Source organism: Lacrimispora algidixylanolytica (assembly GCF_003609635.1).
In the GTDB taxonomy this organism is placed as follows: Bacteria; Bacillota; Clostridia; order Lachnospirales; family Lachnospiraceae; genus Lacrimispora; species Lacrimispora algidixylanolytica.
Genome location: NZ_MCIA01000003.1, coordinates 22842 through 43715 on the forward strand (window position 1 = coordinate 22842; position 20874 = coordinate 43715).

Below are 20874 nucleotides of genomic sequence, written 5' to 3' on the forward strand. Positions count from 1 at the left end.
AAGGCTATTGAGCTATAGTAAAATATAAGTAATTATTTAACGAGTTGGAGGAATACAATGCAGTACGGACCAAATGTCAATGATATACATCCAAATGAAAAGATAAACAGTATCTGTTATATTAAAAATGTGATTACTCGACCCAATATATTTGTAGGAGACTATACCTATTATGATGATGTAAATGGGGCTGAGAACTTTGAAAACCATGTCACTCATCATTATGAATTTTTAGGTGACAAGCTTATCATTGGAAAGTTTTGCGCGATAGCCAAAGGAATTGAATTTATAATGAATGGCGCAAATCATAGAATGTGTAGCGTTACGACCTACCCATTTAATATTATGGGACATGGATGGGAGAAATGTACGCCGTCCTTGGAAGATCTTCCATTCAAGGGAGATACTGTTGTGGGAAATGATGTCTGGATTGGGCAAAATGTTACTATTATGCCAGGAGTGCATATCGGCGATGGCGCAATTATTGCAGCTAATTCTGTTGTGACAAAGGATATACCGGCTTATCATATTGCGGGGGGTAATCCTTGTAAGATTATTAGAAAAAGATTTGATGATAGGCTGATTGATTATCTCCTGGAATTGAAGTGGTGGGATTGGTCTGTGGAGAAAATCACTGAAAATCTTGAGGCTCTATGTAGTGGTGATTTAATCAAAATTAAGAACATATAGTGGAAGATTACTTGCTCCATAAAGGCAATGATATGCAATGAATAACGGTTGTTTTATAACAAGTTTTTTATAAGGAGAAAATGCTATGAGTGATTATACCAAGGGGGAATTGGAGGAGGCTCTTAGGGCTGTAAATTCCATTATAAGTAAGTGCGAAAAGGCACAAGAAAAGTTTCCGGAGGGAAATTCTCAACATACGCTTCTTAAGAATCGTTTAAAGGCCATGTATATTTCAAAATCATTATTAACAAATGAAATCTCAAATAAGTAATATCCATAAAGTAATTTGCGTAGGTGTGCTGTGCTTTTTGATTTTTGTGTAAGTAAAATACATTTTAATTATTGCGCATTTATGTTTTGTATAGAAAGGTACTAAAAACAGGAGTTACTCTAAATTTGAGTCTAGTAATGTGCAGATGAAGATGGAAAGGAAAGGAATGAAAGATGGATATATTGCTAGCAAAAGATAATTTAGTGCGTGAAATATCAGAATGTGAAGCCGTGAAAGGCATAGCTCAAACAGGCGATATCAGTGCAAAGCTGGTGTCTGGGCAGAGTGATATTGATTTGTTTGTTCTTTGTACAAATATCCCAGTGCAAGAAGAACGCAAGCGTATATATTCATTGTTCTCCGACCAATATTCCGAATGTACCTTGAATGTATGTAATGGTGGAAACTGGGGGTATGGAGATATACTCTTAATAGGTGGAATTGAAATTATGCCCATGTATTTTACCATAGATGAAATGGAATCATATTTAAAAGAAACATTACAGGGAAAGCACTTAGGGATGATAGGTGGATTTTATCCAACAGGAAGATTGTCTAGTGTTGAAACTATAAATATTTTATATGAAGAAGGTTCCACTTGGACAGACTTGAAAGAGTTAGTGAAGAGAAGTCCGTCTGAGTTGTTTGAAAAGCTATATCAACATCATATTATTCGAGTACTTAATGATGAGGATCTAGGTAGAGTGATTCTGAGAAAAGAGGTGCTATTTTATCATCAAGTGCTGGAGAGTTCTTTCGATCATCTACTTCAAGCTTTATTTGCTCTGAATCATACATATTTTCCAAGCAGGAAGCGAATGGAAGAATATATCCATGGATTTGAAAATAAACCGATTAATTGTTATGGAAGGCTGCTTAAGATCATTGAGATGGCAACTTCTAGTGAGACAATGGAGGAGTCGGTAAATGATTTGAAAGAATTAACAAGGGAAATCCAGAATGTCGAGTTTATAATTAAACAGGGATAAGCTTGCCATCATATACTCTACAAATTATAAAAAATATATTTAAGTAACAGACTGATTAATTTTAGCAGTCTGTTTTTTGCTCCAATATCATGCAAACTTATTTAAAATGCGGATACTTAGGTTTTTATGTGGGTTTTATGTAAGAGACGATTGATTTAAAAGATGTTTCATAAGTTGTTTTTGCAAACTAAGATTGACAGTAAGCGGTTATGGTTGACGCATATAGATTTTTATAGGGATTTTTCTAAAATTAGTCAGCCAACATATTTTGCTGTAAAGGTAGCTTTCTGTTAATTTTATACCAAGAGCTATCTGCATCTGCTACCTTCTGAACTGACAAGATGGAGAAATATCGACCAGTCAGAGCCTAATAAAAAAAGCATAATGTAATCGTCTAATCATTAATTACCACAAAATAAAGAAAAAATATCATCTTGACAGATTAAAAAAGCAGCAGTAGTATTTATCATATAATATGTCTTTAAGACATATAAAAAATATAGATAAAAAAGGAGTCAATACTTGATAGAATTAATTATCCTAGGATTTTTATCCTATAATTATCCCCTTACATTATACGATATAAAGATGGCAATGAAAAAAAGCACTGAATATTTTGCAAGTACTAGCCAGGGGGCACTCCATCCAGCCTTAGTGAAACTGAATCAAAATGGATATGTAAAGATAAAAGAAGAAATTAAAAATAACAGGACTAAAAAACTATATAGCATAACCGATGCTGGTAGGGAGCGGTTTAGTGAGCTGATGAGGCAGGATATGGGTTCTGATAAGTATAAGTCCACTCAATTACTAAAAATGTTTTTCTTTAATGAGTTATCAAAAGAAGAGCAAGTGCATTCCATCAATACCCATATTATGCATTTTCAAGACATGGAACAAAATCTCACTAATATAAGAAAGGAGGGGAAGGTGCGCCTTGATGAAATGGGTGCATCTTTTAAAAACTATAAGCCGGCAAAATATGAGAATGACGCACTTGAATTTGGACTTGCTTACGCCAACTTCGTGATAAGTTGGTTTAGCGATTACTTAAAAAGAATTGAGGAGGAAACATGAAGATAACCATTTTTGATTTTGGAAAAGATAGAAGTAATGAACTACTGTCTCAAGAGATTAAGAGTTATTTTAAGGAATCCAATAAAGAATCTGAGATAACGATCTATGATTCTATTGATACTCAGATAAAGGATTGTATTGGTTGCTGGAGTTGTTGGTGGAAGACTCCTGGAAGATGTGCATTGAATGATGATGCAAGTAAATTATTCAAGGATTATATAAATAGTGATGAGGTGGTTCTACTTTTTAATACAGAAAATGGCTTTATTGATGGTAAGGGTAAGACTTTTTTAGATAGATTAATTCAACATTACTTACCATATATCGAAATTAGAAATGGCGAGAGTGGTCATGTGAAACGATATGATAGATATCCCGTTCTAAACTTTTATTTTGAAAAAAGTGGTTTGAGTCATGAAGAAGTTAACGTTATAAAGAACTATCTTGCTCGAACGGCATATCATTATCAAAGTGCTTGCAAAGAATTTCTGTATGAAAATGACTGTTTACAAGTTGCTGATTTAGAGTATGCAGAACCAATCGGTGAAGTACTTTCTAAAGATGTTGTTGAAAGAAAAGCAAAGGGAAAATGGGTGATCTATAATGGCTCTCCGAGAGGGAATCATTCTAATAGTATGTTAATTATTGAAAAAATAATTAAGGGGATGAAAACTCAGGGGGTAGAAAATATTGAAGTGAGGAATTTGATAAATTTGAAAGCGCACAAAATGTGGGCTGAAAATTTTGGTATCAATGAGAATCATTTATTTGTTTTTCCGCTCTATGTACATGCAATGCCGGGTTCTGTGATGAAGTTTTTTGAACAACTGAAACCAATTAATAATAAAGAAGTACATATGGCGTTTTTTGTTCAATCGGGATTCCCGGAGACGAGTCAGTCCTATTATTTAAGACCTTATCTTGAACTAATTACAAAAAAACTTGGTGTGTCTTTCGACGGGACTATTATAAAACCTGGCGTAGAAGGCATACAGATAAAACCGGAGAGCGTTAATAAGAAGTTCTTTGATCAAATGGAATTATTAGGTCAAACGTATGCCAATAAAGGAATTATGGATATATCCCTGAAAAAAGAATATGAAAAAACGGAATATCTTTCAAAGGGTGCGCAATTTTTATTTTCCATAATTTCACTTACTGGATTAACTAATTACTACTGGAATCTCAATCTTAAGAAAAATGGTGCCTATAAAAAGCGATTTGCAAGGCCATATGCAGAAGATAGCAGCACTAAATAATAGGAAAAAGGTTAATTTGTATTAATAAAAAGAAATGCATTCCATTTAGCTATTATAAAAAGATCCCCTATGAATTTACCTTCATAGGAGATCTTAACTTTTACTTATTCCGAATTTCCCTATCTTTTCTTTTTAGAACGACACGGTTTGAATGTCCAATGACCATAGGTACTTTTTCAATATATACATCGCTTGTGTCAAGTCCGAACCAGTTTGTAGGGGAAGCTGTGAACTTCTGTATAAATAGCTTCGTATTAAAAACGAAGGAGTCCCAGGCGGATAATGAGGTTTCATGGGATAGGACTTCCTGGATAAATACAAAGCGGAAATCTCCTAGTTTACGGTTTGGAACAATGGAGTAAGTATTGGTTTGAGGCTCAATTTCCTTATTCTTCACTAGCTCCGTTGATATCTGACGTAAAAACACGTTAAGGTTTTGATCAATACGAAAACCTAGCTTTAACTGTATTTTTATAATGTGGTTCGTATTAAAATTTTCGATGGAATACTCGGCCTGAAAAGGTTCATCTGTTACTACGACATCCACAAACCAGTAAATATCGGCTTTTTTTGGGCGCTTATCGAAAAGGAAGTACAAGATCTTTCGCTCGATTTCCTCAGGGTTCGGGCACTTGCTTAAGCACACCAGATTGCTGGCATATTTGGGAACTTCCGGATCGTCATGCAACTTAGTTAGCTGTTTGATATAATTTTTTATTGGGACAAACTCCTCATATCGCATCCTTATAATATGAGCTCTGTCCCAGAGATACATAACAAATAAGATAGAAACAGCAATTATAATGGCAACAAATCCACCATGGAAAAATTTAATGATATTTGCCAAGAAGAAGGAAATTTCAAAACACATAAAGAAAACAAAGGTGATGACTGCAAGTACAAGGGGTGTTTTCTTCTTTAACATGTAGTTAAATAACAAGATAGTGGTCATAAGCATGGTAACTGTTATGGCGAGACCGTACGCTGACTCCATTTTCTCGGAACTTTGAAAGAAAAGTACAATGCCGATACAGACAATGCATAAGATCCGATTGATGGCTGGAATGTAGAGCTGTCCCTTTAATGGAGAGGGGTATATGGTATGAAGTCTTGGGAAAAGATTGAGTTTAATGGCTTCCGATACAAGAGTAAAGGAGCCTGAAATCAAAGCCTGAGATGCTATGATAGCAGCCAGGGTAGAGATGCCGATGCCGTAGACCAAAAAGCCGTGAGGAATCATTTGATAAAATGGATTGATATCTTCCGTTAAGGCAAACGCGGGATTATTTCTTGAAGATAAAATCCAGGCACCTTGGCCGAAATAGTTGAGCAATAAACATATTTTCACAAATGGCCATGTAAAGTAAATGTTTTTTCTGCCAACATGTCCCAAATCGGAGTAAAGAGCTTCGGCTCCGGTAGAACACAAAAATATGCTTCCCAGAATAAAAAATCCAAGCTTGTTGTCATCGCTAAAAAGAATATTGATGGCATAATGAGGTGACAATGCGCGCAGCAGGAATGGATTTTTCACAAGATTGACGATGCCGAAAATCGCTATGCTGCCGAACCACAAAAACATGATAGGACCAAACAGTCTTCCGATAAACTCTGTTCCGATATGCTGAATGAAAAACAGGATACAGATTATAAAAATGACGAGAAAAACGATATTCCTTTGGTTGTCGCCGAATAGGTCGTGAAAAACTGGCAGCAGTTTAAGACCTTCAACAGCGGATGTTACGGTTACCGCAGGTGTTAACATTCCATCGGCAAGGAGAGCAGAACCTCCGATCATTGCAGGAACGATCAACCACCTGGAACGGCTTCTGACAAGTGTGAACAGGGAGAAGATACCGCCTTCTCCATTGTTATCTGCCCTTAATGTAATGCATACATATTTTATACTTGTTAAAATAGTGAGTGTCCAGAATACGAGGGATAAGGTTCCCAGAATGAAATTTTCTGAGGCGTGCTGAATTCCACCATTTCCATAAAGTACAGATTTCATTACATAGAGCGGTGAAGTACCGATATCTCCATACACCACACCTAATGTTACCAGTATTCCGCCAAGTGATAGCTTTGAAATATTAGATTTCTTTGATAGTGATTCCATATTTTCCTCTTCATTAAATGTATTTTCTGTAAAAAAACAAAAAAAAACCCCTGCTGTAACGTAGACATTACAACAAAAGTCTTGTTACTTCGTTGCGATGCAGATTATATTAGGCTGTAATAGCGGTGTCTATAATCGTATTGATGCAATCGCAAACACTGATTGAGCGTCAACTACTCCCTTTTGATATGGGTATTTTACAAAAAAGAACTCGTAATGTCAAATTAAATATTCCTTAAGATGATTATGCCCATACTTTCAATTATATATCATATTTTATAGGAATCAAGTTAAAGTGCTTAATCCAAGGTTTTATCGAAATTGGCATAGCAATCCCTATTTCCTTATTTTTGGTATTTTGTATGTTCGGATAAATCAATGATATAATCAAACGCTTTCTTTTTACCAACTTCTGTCAGTGTTAGATAGATCTCTGCCATATTTATGATAGAATCTTTGTCAATTGGTGTGGCTTTCATGCTTATGAATCGAAAGCGTTCATCAATCTCATAGGAATCTTCGGATGATTCTTTCACCATGGCAGCGTTCCTATCTTCTGGACTCTTTCCAAGGGAGGAAACGGAATTCAAATTCAGAGTATTAGAAGTGATAGAATCGTCATCCCACCCCATTAAATAGGTAGGAGTAGTATCTAAGATTTCAGCCAGACGTTCTAGTACATTGGCAGGGACTTTTTCAATATGACCATTTTCATAGCGGAATATGGTGGATCTGGAAACACCCAGCTTACTTGCGACTTCGTCTGCGCTCATTTGTTTTTGTTTTCTTCTTGATTTTATTCTTTGACCGGTGATTGACATTTTTCCACCTCCTGAATGTATAATATCATTTATGTTGCAAAAATGCAACGAATAAAGATGCGTTTTTGCTATTACGATGTTGACTTTTCAGATTGATTGAGCTATTCTTATTTTATGGTGTAGCAAAAATGCAACTAAAGGGGAGGTGAGTGATATGAATACTCAAATGTTAAAAGGAAAGATTGTGGAATCGGGTATTACCCAGGAGGCGGTTGCAGATGCCATAGGGATGAATCGTTGCACGTTTTACCGTAAGATGAAGAGAAAGGGCAATACTTTTACGGTCGAAGAGATGAACAAGATTGTTCAGGTGATACCACTAAGCAGAGAAGAGGCAGTTCTAATTTTTTTTACTTCATGAGTAGCGAAAATGCGACATTAGGAGTGGCATAAGGTTATAGTTTTCCTGGTGATACGAATAGATAAAGTTGAAAACAAGAATAGATGAAGGGTGAATACAAGAATAAATGAAATGGATAGGAAGAGCTCAAGGTGAAAATATGACAAATTAATACATGAAAGAGGGGAAAAAGAACAATTTGCTTGTTAAGACCATTACCAAAAGCTTATAATATTAGGAAAGTCAGGCTTTTTTCGTGGAACAGCAGCAGATTGGTGACAAAAATGCAGTTTGGAGGAAACAAATGATTATTTCATTGGATAAGAACACCTTAGAACGGTTAACGAAAACAGAACTGGAGATTATACATTTTATTAATGGCCACGAGGAGGAACTTCCGGAGCTTTCTATTGTTGATATTGCTTTCGAGACTTACTCTTCGCCATCTACCGTATCGAGAGCCATTCGTAAATGTGGGCTTAATGGTTTTAGCGAATTACGGTACAGGTCCGGCTATAAGGCAAAAAGTGAAGAGATTCAATCGATGAATGAGTTGTTTAATAAGACTCTAATTGAGGCACAGGCGGTACATGAACGAATATCCTTAACGGATATTTTAGCAGTGATCAAATCTTTAAATGAAGCTGGAGAGATCTCAGTCTTTGCCAGGGGGCTAACAAAGTATGTGGGCCAGGAGTTTTCTCTAAAGCTACAGCTTCTTAATTATCATGTTTTCTTTACCGATGACCCGAACATCATGCAGATAAAGGCCAAAAAATTAAAGAAAGAGGATATTTTATTTATTTTATCTTTAAATGGAGAGACACCGGAACTAGTCTCTGCAGCGGCTACGGCAAATCAAAGAGGAAACTGTGTGATTTCCTGTTGCTGCAATGACAACTCAAAATTGATTACATATAGCGAGCATTCCCTGATTGGTTTTAAACACTCCCATCAGGCTATTAAGGAATTCGAAGTCTCCTCCAGAATCCCTCTTTATATGATTTGCAGGATAATTATAGATTATATTTCTTTCTATTCTTAATGGGATAGAATTATATAAGTTATCATAATACAAGAAGATTCTACTGCGATTTCTTATATCTGCCGTAGAACATTTTATAGTTGAATGGAATATTTGATACGTCTTGATAGGGCTTTTACCGGCTCATTTCAAGGCGTAATTTTTTGTAGTAAAAAGGATTCCTAATCCTCGTTTTATTTTCTGAAAAGATTTTCATTCTGTTTTTACTTATAATAATTAAGTGTAAAACGGTTCTGTAAATAAGTGAGGTGCTAATAAATGATATATACTTTGACAACGAATCCTGCAATTGATATGAATATATTTTCTAATGGGATTCAAGGGAATGCAGTTACCCGCACATCGGGGGCAGTTTACACACCAAATGGGAAGGGATTGAATGTAAGCTACTGTTTAAAGCGGTTCCAGACGGAGTCAGAAGTACTGGGCTTTTTCGGAGGGTTCTCCGGGGAGTATATTATAGAAGAAACGAAGAAACGTTTTATAAAAACACACCCCATTTGGGTAGAAGACATAACCAGGATCAATATATTCTTAAACGACGGAACGCAGGAATATAAGCTTGTCAATGAAGGTGCGTTTGTACCTGTTAAGAATCAAATAGACATGTGCAGCCTGTTAAAAGAACTTCCAGAGCTGGATACGTTAGTCATTAGCGGAAGTCTTTCCAAAGGGATTGAACCAACATTTTATGATGATATTCTAGAGTTGTGCAGGGAAAGGCGCACCCAAGTTGTTTTGGATATCAGTTCCAGGCAATTAGGGGAGCTGATTTCCTTTCGGCCTTACTTAATTAAACCAAACGAAGAAGAAATTAAGGATATTTTTGGAATTATTATGAGAGATGAAGAGGACATTATAGACGTTCTCCATTACCTTTATGAAAAAGGCGCACAAAATATTTTACTGACACTTGGAGAGGGTGGATCTTATTTCTACAACGGAACATCCATGTATTATGCCGGGACAAAGAAAGTGAAGCTGGTAAGCTCTGCTTGCGCAGGGGATGCTTCACTAGCGGGATTTTTAAGTATATGGCTTAAAGATTCTTCTGATATAGAAATGGCATTAAAACGTTCTGCCGCGGTCGGCGCAAATGTAGCAGAAAGCAGCGGCCTTGGTTTAATGGATAAAGTAGAAGAATACACAAGAGAAATTAAGGTGAGAAAGGTGGAGTGAGTATGAAATTGTTGGGGGTTACAGGGTGTCCTACAGGGATCGCCCACACGTTTATGGCAGAAAAGGCTTTGAAGGAAGCAGCAAAAAAGTTGGGATGCCAAATTAAGGTTGAGACCAATGGAGCCATTGGAGTAGAAAATTTATTGACAGCAGAGGAGATTGCATCTGCGGATGCAATTATTGTGGCCTGCGACAAAAACGTGGATTTGGATCGTTTTAACGGAAAGCCAGTTTTGGAGGTATCCGTATCCGATGGGATGAACAAGGCAGAGGATTTAGTTCAGGCATGTCTAAACCGTTCGGTGCCCATTCGCAAGGGGAATAAAAAAAGTGACAACAGCCAGACGCAAAATGCCAGTGCGGCCTATCAGATCTATAAGCATCTGATGAATGGTGTTTCTCATATGCTGCCTCTGGTGGTGGCAGGAGGCGTTTTGACGGCCATTTCATTCTTATGGGGTATTTATTCCTTTGATCCGGCTTCGGAGCAGTATAACAAGGTAGCGGCTCTCATAAAGTCCGTGGGTGGTTATTCCATGGGATTAATGGTAACGGTGCTCAGTGCGTACATAGCCGAGTCGATCGGTGGACGACCGGGACTGCTTGCTGGTTTTGTTGGAGGTATGATAGCAGGAAGTACTGATGCTGGTTTCCTTGGTGGAATTATCTCCGGTTTTCTGGCTGGATATATTGCTTTGGCAGCCGTTAAGGCTTTAAGAGGACTTCCTAGACAGTTAGAAGGATTGAAATCTATTTTTATCGTACCCATTATTACCATTGGCGGTGTTGGAATCCTTATGATGCTTTTTAGCCAGCCTTGTGCGGCCTTAAATCATTGGATGATGGAAAGCCTGACTAAAATTCAAGATACCAGCCCCATACTTTTGGGAATCGTCATTGGATGTATGAGTGCATTTGATATGGGTGGCCCGGTAAATAAGGCAGCTTACGTGACTGGAACGGTACTTCTTGGACAGGGAAATTTTTATTTTATGGCTGGAGTCTCTGCCGCTTGTATTACACCACCTCTTGTACTTGCAATTGCAGCAACTATGAAGAAAAATCGTTTTACAGAGGAAGATCGTACGGCAGCATTGGTTAACTACATTTTAGGAAGCACACATATTACAGAAGGGGCAATTCCCTTTGCAGCTAAGAATCCCTTAAAGGTAATTCCCATTCTCATGATAAGTTCCTCTATCTCAGCAGTTGCAACTTATCTCATGAAGGTTCAGGTTCCAGCTCCTCATGGTGGGTTCTTGATTCTGGGATTGGTTAATAAGCCTTTGGTTTGGGTGGCTTGTATCTTGCTTGGTTCTATTGTAGGCGCATTTCTTTACATACTAGTAACTCCACCTGTTAAGGAAACCAATGAGACCTTGGATGAAGTAAAAGAAACCATTTCTCTATCACCCTTATTTAAGGTGGAAACCGTGTCCCTTTCCTTGGAACAGACAGAGAAAGAAGATGTAATTGATGAAATGATTCAGATGCTTAAGGCGGACGGGGTGTTAAATGACGCAGAAGCATTCAAAAAAGAAATCATGAAAAGGGAGGAGTTTTCCTCTACCTCATTTGGAACTGGAATTGCAATTCCTCATGGGAAATCTCCAGCTGTTAATACTCCAAGGGTTGCAGTGGGGCTTTCCAAAAAAGGAATTACCTATGATGCCACAGATAAGGTTCCTGTTTCAGCCGTCTTTATGATTGCTGTTGGGGAGGGAGAAGGTGACACCCATTTAAAATTACTGTCAGATTTGTCTCAGAAACTAATGGAACCGGCCTTTGTGAAACGTTTGAATGAATGCAGCACAAAGGAAGAGATCGTTGCACTGCTGGAGAAAGAATAGGAGAGTAAAAATGCCGTTAGCTACTTCAGAGGAGATGCTTCTCAATGCCCAAAGGGATCATTATGCAGTCGGGGCATTTAATGTGGAAAATATGGAAATGATGATGGCTGTTATTGAGGCGGCGGAGGAAATGCAATCTCCGGTGATTTTACAGACAACGCCCTCTACAGTCAGCTATGCAGGTCTAAATCTCTACTATGCCAATGCTAAGGCATTGGCGGAAGCGGCGTCGGTCCCGGTTGCACTTCATTTAGACCATGGCAGCAGCTATGAACTGGCTATTAAGGCGCTGAGGGAAGGATATACGTCTATTATGATTGACGGTTCCCATTATTCCCTGGAGAAAAACATCGCTTTGACAAAACGGGTGGTGGACGCATGCCGCCTTCAAAAGATTCCGGTGGAAGCGGAGCTTGGACGGGTAGGCGGCAAAGAGGATGACTTAGATGGGGAGGATGGCGGTCTTACTTCTCCAGAGGAAGCGGCTTATTTTGTAAAACAGACGGAAATCAATTCACTGGCGGTTTCCATTGGGACGGCACATGGTGTTTATCAAGGGGAACCTAATATCCGTGTTGATTTGTTAAAAGATATAAAGAAAAAGGTTTCCATACCTTTAGTTCTTCATGGTACCTCTGGGGTAGCAGATGAGATTGTACGCGAGTGCATATCAGAGGGGATCTGCAAAGTCAACTATGCAACAGATTTACGGATCGCTTACACCAAAGGGGTAAGGCAGATCATTGCTGGGGATGATTTTGTGATTGATCCAAAGCTCTATGGAAAAAGAGGGATAGAGCTGGTGAAACGTTACGTAATTGACCGGATTTCCACCTGCAGAAGTATTGGCAGAGGTAGGTTTTAATAACAATATAGACGAAGTAGCATGTGGGGTCATCTTAACGAAGGTAGGATGGCTCCTCTTTTAATTCTAGGGGGAATAAATACTTCTGGTTTTATCTGATGAACGCAGGAATATAATGGAAGTACATAGACAGGTTTTGCGGCAGTCGCAGTTAGGAGGGCATATGGTATTACCGGATGATTTGATACGTCAGGGACTTTTGTTACAGGATGTGGAAATAGATGATTTAAATACATATATAAAACTCAAAAAAGCTTGCTGTAAAAGATATGTAGATCAGTATTATGGAGGTTGGGATAACAGAATCCAGACCATAATCAGCAAGGATAGTTTCCATCGGCTTTTGGAGGTCCCTCATTTTTGCAAAATCTTGCAAGATGAAAATACCATAGGCTTCTTTTCCTACAAGGAGCAGGAGGACCAGATCAGTGAAGTGGCCTTGCATGTTTCTCCCTCTTTCCGTGGTAAGGGGCTAAAGGAATTTTTCTTAAGCCATCTCGTATCCCGTTCTCAGGAGACCCACAAACCAGTGTATATAACCGTATTTCAATCCGATCCATGGAAGAGCCTGCTTGTAGACGCTGGATTCCAGGTATATGACAAATCTAGGTCCCACTATCTCATGAGCTATAACAAACAGCATGGAAAGGGAATGAATGACTATAGGAATCGAATTTATAGTAAGTCCTCAGAGACAGATATTGCATTTGAACAAGACTAAGGCTGCTGCAAAGGGAATTGCAGCAGCCTTTTGCCTATCAAGCTTCGCCTAACCTGTGATTAATAAATAACTGGCTGAATCTGTTTCCCTTCCAAAGCTAGTTCCAGAGTATCTGAAATTAACTCGGTATGAGCAATCAAAGAGGTAGGCTTTTTGACCGGGTCATCTTGGCCAAAAGGGACAAAATAAATATTTTTAGCGTTAAATAATTCGCCAATGTTTTTAAAATTAATCCCCATGGCATCGTTTGTGGAAATGGAGATAACCAGGGGTTTTGAATTTCTTAAATGGGCTTTGGCAGCCATAAGAACTGGAGAATCTGTAATCCCATTTGCCAGTTTGGCAAGGGTATTTCCGGTGCAGGGGGCAATGAGCAGAATATCCAGGTATGCTTTTGGCCCGATAGGCTCTGCGTCCTCTACACGGAGAATTGGATTGTGACCTGTCATTTCAGCAATCCGATCCATATATTCCCCAGTATCACCAAATCTTGAGTCGGTAATTTGTACATTAGTAGAAAAAATAGGATATACCTCTGCGCCCAGTTCTGTGAGAAGCTTGGTGGACGTTTCTATCTTATCGAACGTACAAAAGGAGCCGGTTACGGCCAGGCCCACTTTTAATCCCTTCAGTTTCATATGCCACTCCTTTTAGCGAGACACTTAACAATTGCTTCAAATAAGATTTCACCGGAGGTTTCCGGTGCGTAGATTCCAGGAAGTCCGGAGCATAATTTGGCCCGGATATTTTGCGTTTTACAGAAATCAAAATCTACGCCGCCAGGGGCGGAGGCGATATCAATAATGGTAACCTCCGGCTTCGTAAGGCGGATTAAATCCTCATTCAAAACCAAAGCCGGTATGGTATTGAAAATGAATGAATATTCCCCTATGGTTTGGGATAAATCAGAAAGAGCCACGGTATCAAAACCCATGGATGAAGCCAGCGTAAGCTGGGTGTCTTTTCTGTCTGTAATGGTAACGGAGGCGTCAAGCCCTTTAAGCTTTAATGCCAGAGTTCTTGCGCATCTGCCAAAGCCCGTAACCAGACAGCGGTTCCTGTGAAGGCAGCCGGGGCTTTCTATAAGGGCCTCTGCAATGGCGCCCTCTGCAGTTGCTATGGTATTTTTTACAGTAATTTCTTCCATGTCCATGTAGTCAAAGCACTTTATCTGATTTTCCTTTGCGTATTGTTTCACATCATCTGGGATCGCTCCCCCAAAAAGGATATGATCTGGAGTCAGCAGGCTTAATAGATTGCCAATGCCCAAATCGTCCATCTTATGAACGGAAAACAGATTTAATTTATCCTTTGTAAATGGAATCGGACAGAGTATGATCTTGCTGCTCTTAATGGCTTTATCAATGGAAAAGGAGGAATCCTCCTTATCATAGTGAACTGTAACTGAAAAGCCGTTTTGGGTAAGAATTCGGCTTAAATAAAGCTGCCTTAGATCGCCGCCTAAAAGAAGAAAATTATGCATACGGTCATCACTCCTTATACTGGTTTATATGATGAAAATTTTGATTTGTGTATGGTACCATTAGGGGATGTTTGTCATACTTTTGTTAGTATGAACCTCTAATTTTGGGAATGGATGTCTATGAAAAATGCAATTTTTAAAGGCTCTGGAGCAGCAATCGTCACTCCAATGGATGAGCATGGGAACCTAGATTTAAAGGCAACAGAAAAATTGTTGAAGTTTCAATTAGAACATGGCACGGATGCCATCATAGTCAATGGAACCACAGGAGAATCCTCGACACTTGAGGAAAAGGAAAAATTGGAACTGCTGGAGCTTACGATACATTATGTAAACCATAGGGTGCCAGTTATCATGGGGACCGGAAGTAACAACACCTTACACGCGGTCCGGATGTCAAGAAAGGCCCAGGCCCTTGGCGCCTCAGGACTTTTGGTTGTGACCCCTTATTATAACAAAGCCTCCCAGCAGGGGCTGATTGAGCATTATAATACCATTGCAGATAGTGTGAATATACCAATTATTATTTATAACGTACCAACTAGAACCGGGATCAATGTGGAACCGGAAACCTATAAAACGCTTTCAGAGCACCCTAATATCCAGGCAACAAAGGAGGCAAATGCCAGCATTACTCATGTTTCTAAGGTAGCTGCACTTTGCGGCAGCAGGCTGGATATCTACTCAGGAAACGACGATTTGACACTGCCTATTATGGCTCTTGGTGGAAAGGGTGTCATCTCTGTGCTGGCTAATATTATGCCGTTTGAAATGCACCTGTTATGTCAGCATTTCTTTGACGGTGAGATTGAGAAAAGTAAAGATATGCAGTTAGAGCTGTTAAAGATTATGAATGCCATGTTTATGGAGGTAAATCCCATTCCGGTAAAAACCGCAGCTTCCATGCTGGGACTTTGTGGGGAGAATTTTAGACTTCCAATGACAAAGCTTGACCCGGATAAGAAAAAGAAGTTAAGAGAGATTATGGCATCTTATTTTGTTCAGTTTGAAACGTAAGAAGTTCAGTTGAAATGGCACAGGGGGGATCGGAACATGAAAATTCTGATCCCTCCCACTGATGCCAAAAGAGTTGCATTTTTCTTGTTCCTGTATGATAATATGAAATAAAAGAAAAGGGGACAGGAATGAAAATTATCGACAGTCACGTTCATTTGGTACAATACATCGCTGGTACAGGCTCTGGGGGAGAACTTCGCTCCATAGGCAATGGCGATGCAATCTATGCAAGTGGTGAAGTAGTTCCTCAGATGATACCACCCATGTTTGGCGGAGAACAGGTGACCCCAGAGCAGATCCTTAAAATTATGGATGAGAATGAAGTGGAAAAGGCAGTTCTTTTACAGGGAAACTACTATGGGTTCCAAAATATATACACACATGAAGCCGTAAAGCGCTATCCTGACCGATTTGTAGGCGCAGCCTCCTATGATCCATTTTCCAGAAATAAGGATAAGATTTTAAAGCACTTGTTTGAGGAACTTTCATTTAAGATTGTAAAGTTTGAAGTGAGTACAGGTTCTGGCCTTATGAGCAATCATCACACCTTGCCTTTAGATGGTGAAATCATGGAAGAAGCCTATTCCTATGCAGATGAGAAAGGACTTGTCTTTGTCATTGATATTGGAAAATGCGGGAGCGAAAGCTGGCAAGTGGAGGCTCTTAGAAGAGCCATCTTAAACCACCCTAACATGAAGTTCGTGGTCTGTCATCTCCTTGCAGTGTCAACAACGGATGAGGACAAGTTAAAATGGGGCCTTGACCTCTTAACCCTTCCGAATGTATGGTTTGACCTTGCTTCCCTTCCTCATATCTGTGGCCCGGACACCTATCCTTATGAAAATGCCAGAAGGTCCATTCAGATTGGGAAAGACATCGTAGGAGCGGAGCGTTTGCTGTTTGGTACGGACATACCCTCTGTGCTTAAGAGGGACACCTACAAGAATTATGTAAACTTCCTCATGGACAGCAATTTGTTAAATGAGCAAGAAAAAAAGAAGATTTTTTATGATAATGCGTGTAATGTATTCTTTTGAATGACAACTTAAGAATCTAAACGGGAAATTGCCTAATATTATCCAAAATTGCGGAAAATATTAGGCAATTTCTGTGTCTTGCGGTCTTTTTTTCAACATGATATATTTATAAAAACTGGGAGAGGTAGGTAGGTTGCCTATGAAGAAAAAAATTAAAGTACATATTTTTACCAAGATGCTTCTTGGAATATCGGTTCCTGTCATTCTTATTTTTATCCTATCTGGCATTATTATCTCAGAACGGGTAGAAAAAGGCATGGAAGCACAGTCCTTTCAGACACTGGATGCGGCATCTTTGGCCGCCGCCAATCAGGTAGACTCATTCTTAAGCTATTATATGGCACAGACAAAGAGTGCATCTGCCAGCCAGCAGGTGGAGGAGTATCTGTCAAAGGCAACTGGGAAGATACGGATGCCAGATAGCGAAGGATATCCCCAGGTGAGAGCAACCCTTGATAAGATTCAAGCGGCAGATACGGAAAATATCTTAGCGTCCTGGATTGCCGATGTGGATTTAAGCCAGGTGACTCAATCTGATAATTTTACGTCTAAGGATGGCTGGGATATCACATCAAGACCCTGGTTTCGGGCCACACAAACGGACAAGCCAGTCCTTACAGAACCTTATGTAGATGCCAGCTCTGGGCTTACCATTATTACTGCAGCCAGTGGCGTAACGAAAAAAGGCTCTGGAGAACCCCTTGGAGTGATGGGACTTGATATTCAGCTTGCTCATTTAAACGACATTATGGCAACCTACCGAATTGGCACTTCTGGTTCGGTTATACTGACGACTGAAAGTGGATTGATTGTTACCCATCCCAACAAAGATTTGATTCAGAAAAATATTTCTGAAATTGATATTTCTCCTAACATCAAAGAAGCATTTGCGAAGAAGGAAAGTGGTGATTTCAACTATACCATGGATCAAGTATCTTATGCCGGATCCATTAAAAAAGCAGGAAATACTGGTTGGTTCGTGCTTTCCAGCCTTCCAAGGTCGGAGTTTCTTTCCCAGCAAAATAAGGTAATCGCTACGGTTGGTATTGTCTTTGCATTATCTGCACTGGTTTTAATTTTTCTTATTTTCCTGGTGGCAAAAGGGATTTCAAAGCCTTTGGCTAAACTGTCTATAGCCGCAAAACAGATCGCAGCAGGTGATCTTGATGTTTTTGTAGATGTAAGCACCAACGATGAGATTGGCCTAGTGGCAGAATCTCTTTCCAATACCTCCAGTCAATTAAAGAATTATGTAAATTATATTGATGAGATATCTGCTGTCTTGGATCAAATCGCAGAACGAAATCTTGTTTTCCAGCTCCAGTATGATTACAAGGGTGATTTTGCAAAGATTAAAAATTCCATGTTAAAGATCAGAAGCACGCTGACAACCACCATGGAACAGATTACAATCACTTCGGATCAGGTAGCCTATGGCTCTCAGAATATTTCTGAAAGCTCAAAATCACTGGCGGACGGAGCGTCCCAGCAGGCGGCTTCCGTAGAAGAACTGGCTTCCACAATCAATGAGATCTCCCATAAAATTGAACAAAACGCCAAGGATTCAGCCAGAGCCAATGAGCAGGCCATGGAGGCAGCAGGAGAGCTTGAGACCAGTAATCATCACATGGGAGAACTGGTTCTTGCTATGACTGACATCACAGAAAGCTCTAACGAGATCAGCAAGATTATTAAAGACATCGAAGGAATTGCATTCCAGACCAATATCCTAGCACTTAATGCAGCCGTAGAGGCGGCCCGTGCAGGAGAGGCAGGGAAAGGATTCGCTGTAGTTGCCGATGAGGTAAGGAATCTAGCTTCCAGAAGCGCAGCAGCAGCTAAGGATACGGCAGAACTCATTGACGGTGCCATAAGAGCGGTGGAGAATGGAACCAGCCTTGCAGATCAGGCGGCAAAATCCGTTACTAGTGCAGTAAATACCACCCGTCAGGTGACAGATCGGGTCAGCAGGATATCAGAAGCTTCGGTGGAACAGTCTGAGGCCATTCGTCAGGTAACCATTGGCGTGGATCAGATATCCGGAGTCGTTCAGACAAACTCTGCCAACGCAGAGGAGGGAGCTGCAGCAAGTGAGGATCTTTATGAACATGCCAGTAGGTTAAAAGGACTGGTCAATGAATTTAAGGTGAATTAGAAATAAAAAAGATGCCAGGCAAGAAATTTCTTGCCTGGCATCTTTTTTACTATGTACGTTACGCGGTCTTTTCTTCCAAAAGAAAATCAGACAGGGAATCCAGAATATCTTCATGCTCATTGCTATAGATGATCAACTCCAGAGCCGGATTCGGACAGATTGTCATGATACCAAGAATGGATTTTGCGTCTACTAAAACGCTTCCTTTGCATAAATCCACGTCATAATCAAACTTGGTTACCGTTCTGACAAATGTGGTAATATCTTCGATGTTGTTAATTCGGATTGAGTACTTTTTCATATCGCTTCACCTCATAAAAATAATTCTGGTTACATATTTGTTGTTTTGCCCTGATTATATGACAAAATGTGACATTAAGATATGTCTAAATTTGTATAAAAACCGTCTTTTCTTGCAAAGTTTTGAAGATTGGTGTTATAATGACTTGGGGGAAGGGCATGTGAAACTGTTGTTTGGAGGGGAATATGAAGAAAGAACTTCTGAAACGTTTAAGAGATTCATCGCATGCAACTTCAATTTTGCAGCATTATAAGAATGATTATAAAGATAAAGTGGTGGATAAGAATATAGTAATAAGACCGGGAAAGCTGATGGATATGTATTGTCAGCCCTGCCACATCGCCATATCAAATCATACTCATAATTACGTTGAGCTGATTTATATGTACAGTGGATCTACGGTTCATGTCATTAACGGCACAAGAAGGCTTGCACTGGGGACCAACGATTTGCTTTTGCTTCGAGAAGGAACCAGCCATGCCATCGAACCGGCAGGAGAAGAGGATTTGGCAATCCATTTCTTTTTGATGCCGGAATTTTTCAGTCATCCTGCATTTATGGGAGAATGCGGAGATGTTTTGCATCGTTTTATTGGTACATCAACCAAAGGCAAAGAGCCGCAGGCAGATTACCTTCACTTTCATTTAAGTGAGATACTGCCGGCTAAAAATCTGCTTGAAAACATGATCTGGTCCCATGCAGAAGAAAAAGAAGGCAGACAAGAGATTAATCAGGCTACCATGGGTATACTTATCATGGAGCTTCTTCATGATGCAGGTAAAGCGGAAACTCATGATATGTTGCAATATGAGGAAGAGATTGTTCTCACAGCATACAAATATTTGGAAAATAACTACACCTGTGCCACCCTAGATCAGTTTTCTACGTTATCCATGCAGCCGTCTTATTACGTTAGCCGCTTATTTAAGCGATATTACAAGATGACTTTTACGGAATGCCTTCAGCTAATCAGGCTCAACCGTGCGGCGGGCTATCTGTCTTCTACGACAATGCCAGTTGAGGAGATTATCGTGGAAATCGGATACGAAAACAGCAGCTATTTTCACCGTTTGTTTAAACAAAAATATGGAATAACGCCAAAACAATTTAGAGACAGCTCCAAAGGCAAATTCTGAAAAGATTATGAAATATGACGGAGTAACATTGACTTTCCAATCATAGGTTATTATAGTTAAGACAAAACGAAAAAGGGGCGAGGAATATAAGATGAGCCAAATTCGGGAATGCTTTTCATGGTTTATGATTGGTCGGTATGGTGCGGATAAATTGAGTCGATTTTTAATTGGATTTTCTGTTGCCTTGTTGATTGCAGGTGTTTTTATCCGTAATTCCTGGGTTGATATCCTGGCTTTTCTTTTCATGGCGCTATGTTATTTTCGCATGTTTTCAAAGAATATAAGAAAACGCTTTGAAGAGAATCAGAAATTTGAACGCCTTTCCTTTCGGGTAACAGAAGTTTTTAAGAAATGGCGTTTTAAGATCCAGCAGATAAGGCAATACCATATTTATAAATGCCCAAGCTGCAGTCAGAAGATCAGAATTCCAAGAGGAAAAGGGAAGGTGAGCATTCACTGCCCTAATTGCAAGACGGATTTTGTGAAAAAAAGCTAGATATATTTTTTTAGAAGGGAACT

General features: G+C 39.4%; 21 protein-coding genes. 16 read left to right on the top strand and 5 right to left on the bottom strand.

All coding sequences use genetic code 11. The annotated features are described in order from the left end of the window. Window positions 1-57: 57 nt before the first annotated feature. The 5 genes from BET01_RS03495 (at window position 58) to BET01_RS03515 (ending at window position 4286) form a co-directional block, all read left to right on the top strand. Window positions 58-690 carry a Vat family streptogramin A O-acetyltransferase gene (locus BET01_RS03495; RefSeq protein ID WP_120195384.1) on the top strand — a complete coding sequence of 211 codons (633 nt, stop codon included), beginning with the start codon at window positions 58-60 and terminating at the stop codon, window positions 688-690. A gap of 85 nt (window positions 691-775) precedes the next feature. Continuing rightward, complete coding sequence (locus BET01_RS03500) at window positions 776-961, top strand: hypothetical protein (protein ID WP_120195385.1); 186 nt, start codon at window positions 776-778, stop codon at window positions 959-961. Window positions 962-1134: 173 nt separating this feature from the next. Next, window positions 1135-1950 (top strand): DUF4037 domain-containing protein, encoded by an 816-nt coding sequence (locus tag BET01_RS03505; RefSeq protein WP_120195386.1) that lies wholly within the window; start codon window positions 1135-1137, stop codon window positions 1948-1950. Window positions 1951-2472: 522 nt separating this feature from the next. Further along, window positions 2473-3027: a PadR family transcriptional regulator gene (locus tag BET01_RS03510; RefSeq protein WP_120195387.1), complete on the top strand. Its 555-nt coding sequence runs from the start codon at window positions 2473-2475 to the stop codon at window positions 3025-3027. Then, entirely contained in the window at window positions 3024-4286 is a 1263-nt protein-coding gene (locus BET01_RS03515; protein ID WP_120195388.1) for a flavodoxin family protein, read from the top strand. Before BET01_RS03510 ends, BET01_RS03515 begins: the two co-directional genes overlap by 4 nt. A 100-nt stretch (window positions 4287-4386) precedes the next feature. Here BET01_RS03515 and BET01_RS03520 read toward each other — a convergent pair whose 3' ends face one another. Together BET01_RS03520 and BET01_RS03525 are read right to left on the bottom strand one after the other, a co-directional pair. Beyond that, on the bottom strand, window positions 4387-6405 hold the full coding sequence (locus BET01_RS03520) for a KUP/HAK/KT family potassium transporter (RefSeq protein WP_120195389.1): 2019 nt from the start codon (window positions 6403-6405) through the stop codon (window positions 4387-4389). A 344-nt stretch (window positions 6406-6749) separates the two neighbouring features. Then, window positions 6750-7226 (bottom strand): helix-turn-helix domain-containing protein, encoded by a 477-nt coding sequence (locus BET01_RS03525; RefSeq protein ID WP_120195390.1) that lies wholly within the window; start codon window positions 7224-7226, stop codon window positions 6750-6752. A 154-nt stretch (window positions 7227-7380) separates the two neighbouring features. On the opposite strand from BET01_RS03525, the gene BET01_RS03530 reads away from it, so the two are divergent. The 6 genes from BET01_RS03530 to BET01_RS03555 all read left to right on the top strand — a co-directional run bounded on the left by BET01_RS03530 (window position 7381) and on the right by BET01_RS03555 (window position 13226). Continuing rightward, a complete protein-coding gene (locus BET01_RS03530; RefSeq protein ID WP_120195391.1) occupies window positions 7381-7587 on the top strand; it encodes a helix-turn-helix domain-containing protein in 207 nt (68 codons plus the stop codon). Window positions 7588-7870: 283 nt separating this feature from the next. Next, window positions 7871-8611: a MurR/RpiR family transcriptional regulator gene (locus BET01_RS03535; RefSeq protein ID WP_120195392.1), complete on the top strand. Its 741-nt coding sequence runs from the start codon at window positions 7871-7873 to the stop codon at window positions 8609-8611. Window positions 8612-8869: 258 nt separating this feature from the next. After that, window positions 8870-9790, top strand: a complete 921-nt coding sequence (locus BET01_RS03540; RefSeq protein ID WP_120195393.1) for a 1-phosphofructokinase family hexose kinase — start codon at window positions 8870-8872, stop codon at window positions 9788-9790. A 2-nt stretch (window positions 9791-9792) separates the two neighbouring features. Continuing rightward, window positions 9793-11640, top strand: coding sequence for a fructose-specific PTS transporter subunit EIIC (locus tag BET01_RS03545; protein WP_120195394.1), 1848 nt, complete (start codon window positions 9793-9795; stop codon window positions 11638-11640). Window positions 11641-11650: 10 nt separating this feature from the next. After that, a complete protein-coding gene (locus BET01_RS03550; protein ID WP_120195395.1) occupies window positions 11651-12505 on the top strand; it encodes a class II fructose-bisphosphate aldolase in 855 nt (284 codons plus the stop codon). 163 nt (window positions 12506-12668) lie between these two features. Continuing rightward, the gene (locus BET01_RS03555; RefSeq protein ID WP_158584977.1) at window positions 12669-13226 is read left to right on the top strand and encodes a GNAT family N-acetyltransferase; all 558 of its coding nucleotides are present in this window, start codon (window positions 12669-12671) and stop codon (window positions 13224-13226) included. A 59-nt stretch (window positions 13227-13285) separates the two neighbouring features. Here the strand turns inward: BET01_RS03555 and BET01_RS03560 are convergent, their stop codons facing one another. After that, a complete protein-coding gene (locus BET01_RS03560) occupies window positions 13286-13864 on the bottom strand; it encodes a dipicolinate synthase subunit B (RefSeq protein ID WP_120195397.1) in 579 nt (192 codons plus the stop codon). After that, on the bottom strand, window positions 13861-14709 hold the full coding sequence (gene dpsA, locus BET01_RS03565) for a dipicolinate synthase subunit DpsA (protein WP_120195398.1): 849 nt from the start codon (window positions 14707-14709) through the stop codon (window positions 13861-13863). The genes BET01_RS03560 and dpsA overlap by 4 nt, the downstream gene beginning before the upstream one ends. Window positions 14710-14829: 120 nt before the next feature. Here dpsA and dapA point away from each other — a divergent pair, with 120 nt between their 5' ends. From dapA to BET01_RS03580, 3 genes are all read left to right on the top strand, one after another. Beyond that, entirely contained in the window at window positions 14830-15726 is an 897-nt protein-coding gene (dapA, locus tag BET01_RS03570; RefSeq protein ID WP_120195399.1) for a 4-hydroxy-tetrahydrodipicolinate synthase, read from the top strand. A 128-nt stretch (window positions 15727-15854) separates the two neighbouring features. Beyond that, entirely contained in the window at window positions 15855-16763 is a 909-nt protein-coding gene (locus BET01_RS03575; protein ID WP_120195400.1) for an amidohydrolase family protein, read from the top strand. Window positions 16764-16902: 139 nt separating this feature from the next. After that, window positions 16903-18918 carry a methyl-accepting chemotaxis protein gene (locus BET01_RS03580; protein ID WP_120195401.1) on the top strand — a complete coding sequence of 672 codons (2016 nt, stop codon included), beginning with the start codon at window positions 16903-16905 and terminating at the stop codon, window positions 18916-18918. Between the two features lie 58 nt (window positions 18919-18976). On the opposite strand, the gene BET01_RS03585 is transcribed toward BET01_RS03580, so the two are convergent. Further along, entirely contained in the window at window positions 18977-19219 is a 243-nt protein-coding gene (locus BET01_RS03585) for an HPr family phosphocarrier protein (RefSeq protein WP_120195402.1), read from the bottom strand. 185 nt (window positions 19220-19404) lie between these two features. Here BET01_RS03585 and BET01_RS03590 point away from each other — a divergent pair, with 185 nt between their 5' ends. Both BET01_RS03590 and BET01_RS03595 read left to right on the top strand, forming a co-directional pair. Next, window positions 19405-20355 (top strand): helix-turn-helix transcriptional regulator, encoded by a 951-nt coding sequence (locus BET01_RS03590; protein ID WP_120195403.1) that lies wholly within the window; start codon window positions 19405-19407, stop codon window positions 20353-20355. 91 nt (window positions 20356-20446) lie between these two features. Then, window positions 20447-20851 carry a hypothetical protein gene (locus BET01_RS03595; protein WP_120195404.1) on the top strand — a complete coding sequence of 135 codons (405 nt, stop codon included), beginning with the start codon at window positions 20447-20449 and terminating at the stop codon, window positions 20849-20851. Window positions 20852-20874 lie beyond the last annotated feature (23 nt).

What these genes read in the sequence shown, in the direction of transcription:
- BET01_RS03520 (WP_120195389.1), bottom strand. Translation starts at nt 6,405, where the DNA reads ATGGAATCACTATCAAAGAAATCTAATATTTCAAAGCTATCACTTGGC.
- BET01_RS03495 (WP_120195384.1), top strand. Translation starts at nt 58, where the DNA reads ATGCAGTACGGACCAAATGTCAATGATATACATCCAAATGAAAAGATA.
- BET01_RS03535 (WP_120195392.1), top strand. Translation starts at nt 7,871, where the DNA reads ATGATTATTTCATTGGATAAGAACACCTTAGAACGGTTAACGAAAACA.
- BET01_RS03530 (WP_120195391.1), top strand. Translation starts at nt 7,381, where the DNA reads ATGAATACTCAAATGTTAAAAGGAAAGATTGTGGAATCGGGTATTACC.
- dpsA (WP_120195398.1), bottom strand. Translation starts at nt 14,709, where the DNA reads ATGCATAATTTTCTTCTTTTAGGCGGCGATCTAAGGCAGCTTTATTTA.
- BET01_RS03550 (WP_120195395.1), top strand. Translation starts at nt 11,651, where the DNA reads ATGCCGTTAGCTACTTCAGAGGAGATGCTTCTCAATGCCCAAAGGGAT.
- BET01_RS03555 (WP_158584977.1), top strand. Translation starts at nt 12,669, where the DNA reads ATGGTATTACCGGATGATTTGATACGTCAGGGACTTTTGTTACAGGAT.
- BET01_RS03525 (WP_120195390.1), bottom strand. Translation starts at nt 7,226, where the DNA reads ATGTCAATCACCGGTCAAAGAATAAAATCAAGAAGAAAACAAAAACAA.
- BET01_RS03585 (WP_120195402.1), bottom strand. Translation starts at nt 19,219, where the DNA reads ATGAAAAAGTACTCAATCCGAATTAACAACATCGAAGATATTACCACA.
- BET01_RS03515 (WP_120195388.1), top strand. Translation starts at nt 3,024, where the DNA reads ATGAAGATAACCATTTTTGATTTTGGAAAAGATAGAAGTAATGAACTA.
- BET01_RS03590 (WP_120195403.1), top strand. Translation starts at nt 19,405, where the DNA reads ATGAAGAAAGAACTTCTGAAACGTTTAAGAGATTCATCGCATGCAACT.
- BET01_RS03595 (WP_120195404.1), top strand. Translation starts at nt 20,447, where the DNA reads ATGAGCCAAATTCGGGAATGCTTTTCATGGTTTATGATTGGTCGGTAT.
- BET01_RS03575 (WP_120195400.1), top strand. Translation starts at nt 15,855, where the DNA reads ATGAAAATTATCGACAGTCACGTTCATTTGGTACAATACATCGCTGGT.
- BET01_RS03560 (WP_120195397.1), bottom strand. Translation starts at nt 13,864, where the DNA reads ATGAAACTGAAGGGATTAAAAGTGGGCCTGGCCGTAACCGGCTCCTTT.
- BET01_RS03540 (WP_120195393.1), top strand. Translation starts at nt 8,870, where the DNA reads ATGATATATACTTTGACAACGAATCCTGCAATTGATATGAATATATTT.
- BET01_RS03545 (WP_120195394.1), top strand. Translation starts at nt 9,793, where the DNA reads ATGAAATTGTTGGGGGTTACAGGGTGTCCTACAGGGATCGCCCACACG.
- BET01_RS03505 (WP_120195386.1), top strand. Translation starts at nt 1,135, where the DNA reads ATGGATATATTGCTAGCAAAAGATAATTTAGTGCGTGAAATATCAGAA.
- BET01_RS03500 (WP_120195385.1), top strand. Translation starts at nt 776, where the DNA reads ATGAGTGATTATACCAAGGGGGAATTGGAGGAGGCTCTTAGGGCTGTA.
- BET01_RS03580 (WP_120195401.1), top strand. Translation starts at nt 16,903, where the DNA reads ATGAAGAAAAAAATTAAAGTACATATTTTTACCAAGATGCTTCTTGGA.
- dapA (WP_120195399.1), top strand. Translation starts at nt 14,830, where the DNA reads ATGAAAAATGCAATTTTTAAAGGCTCTGGAGCAGCAATCGTCACTCCA.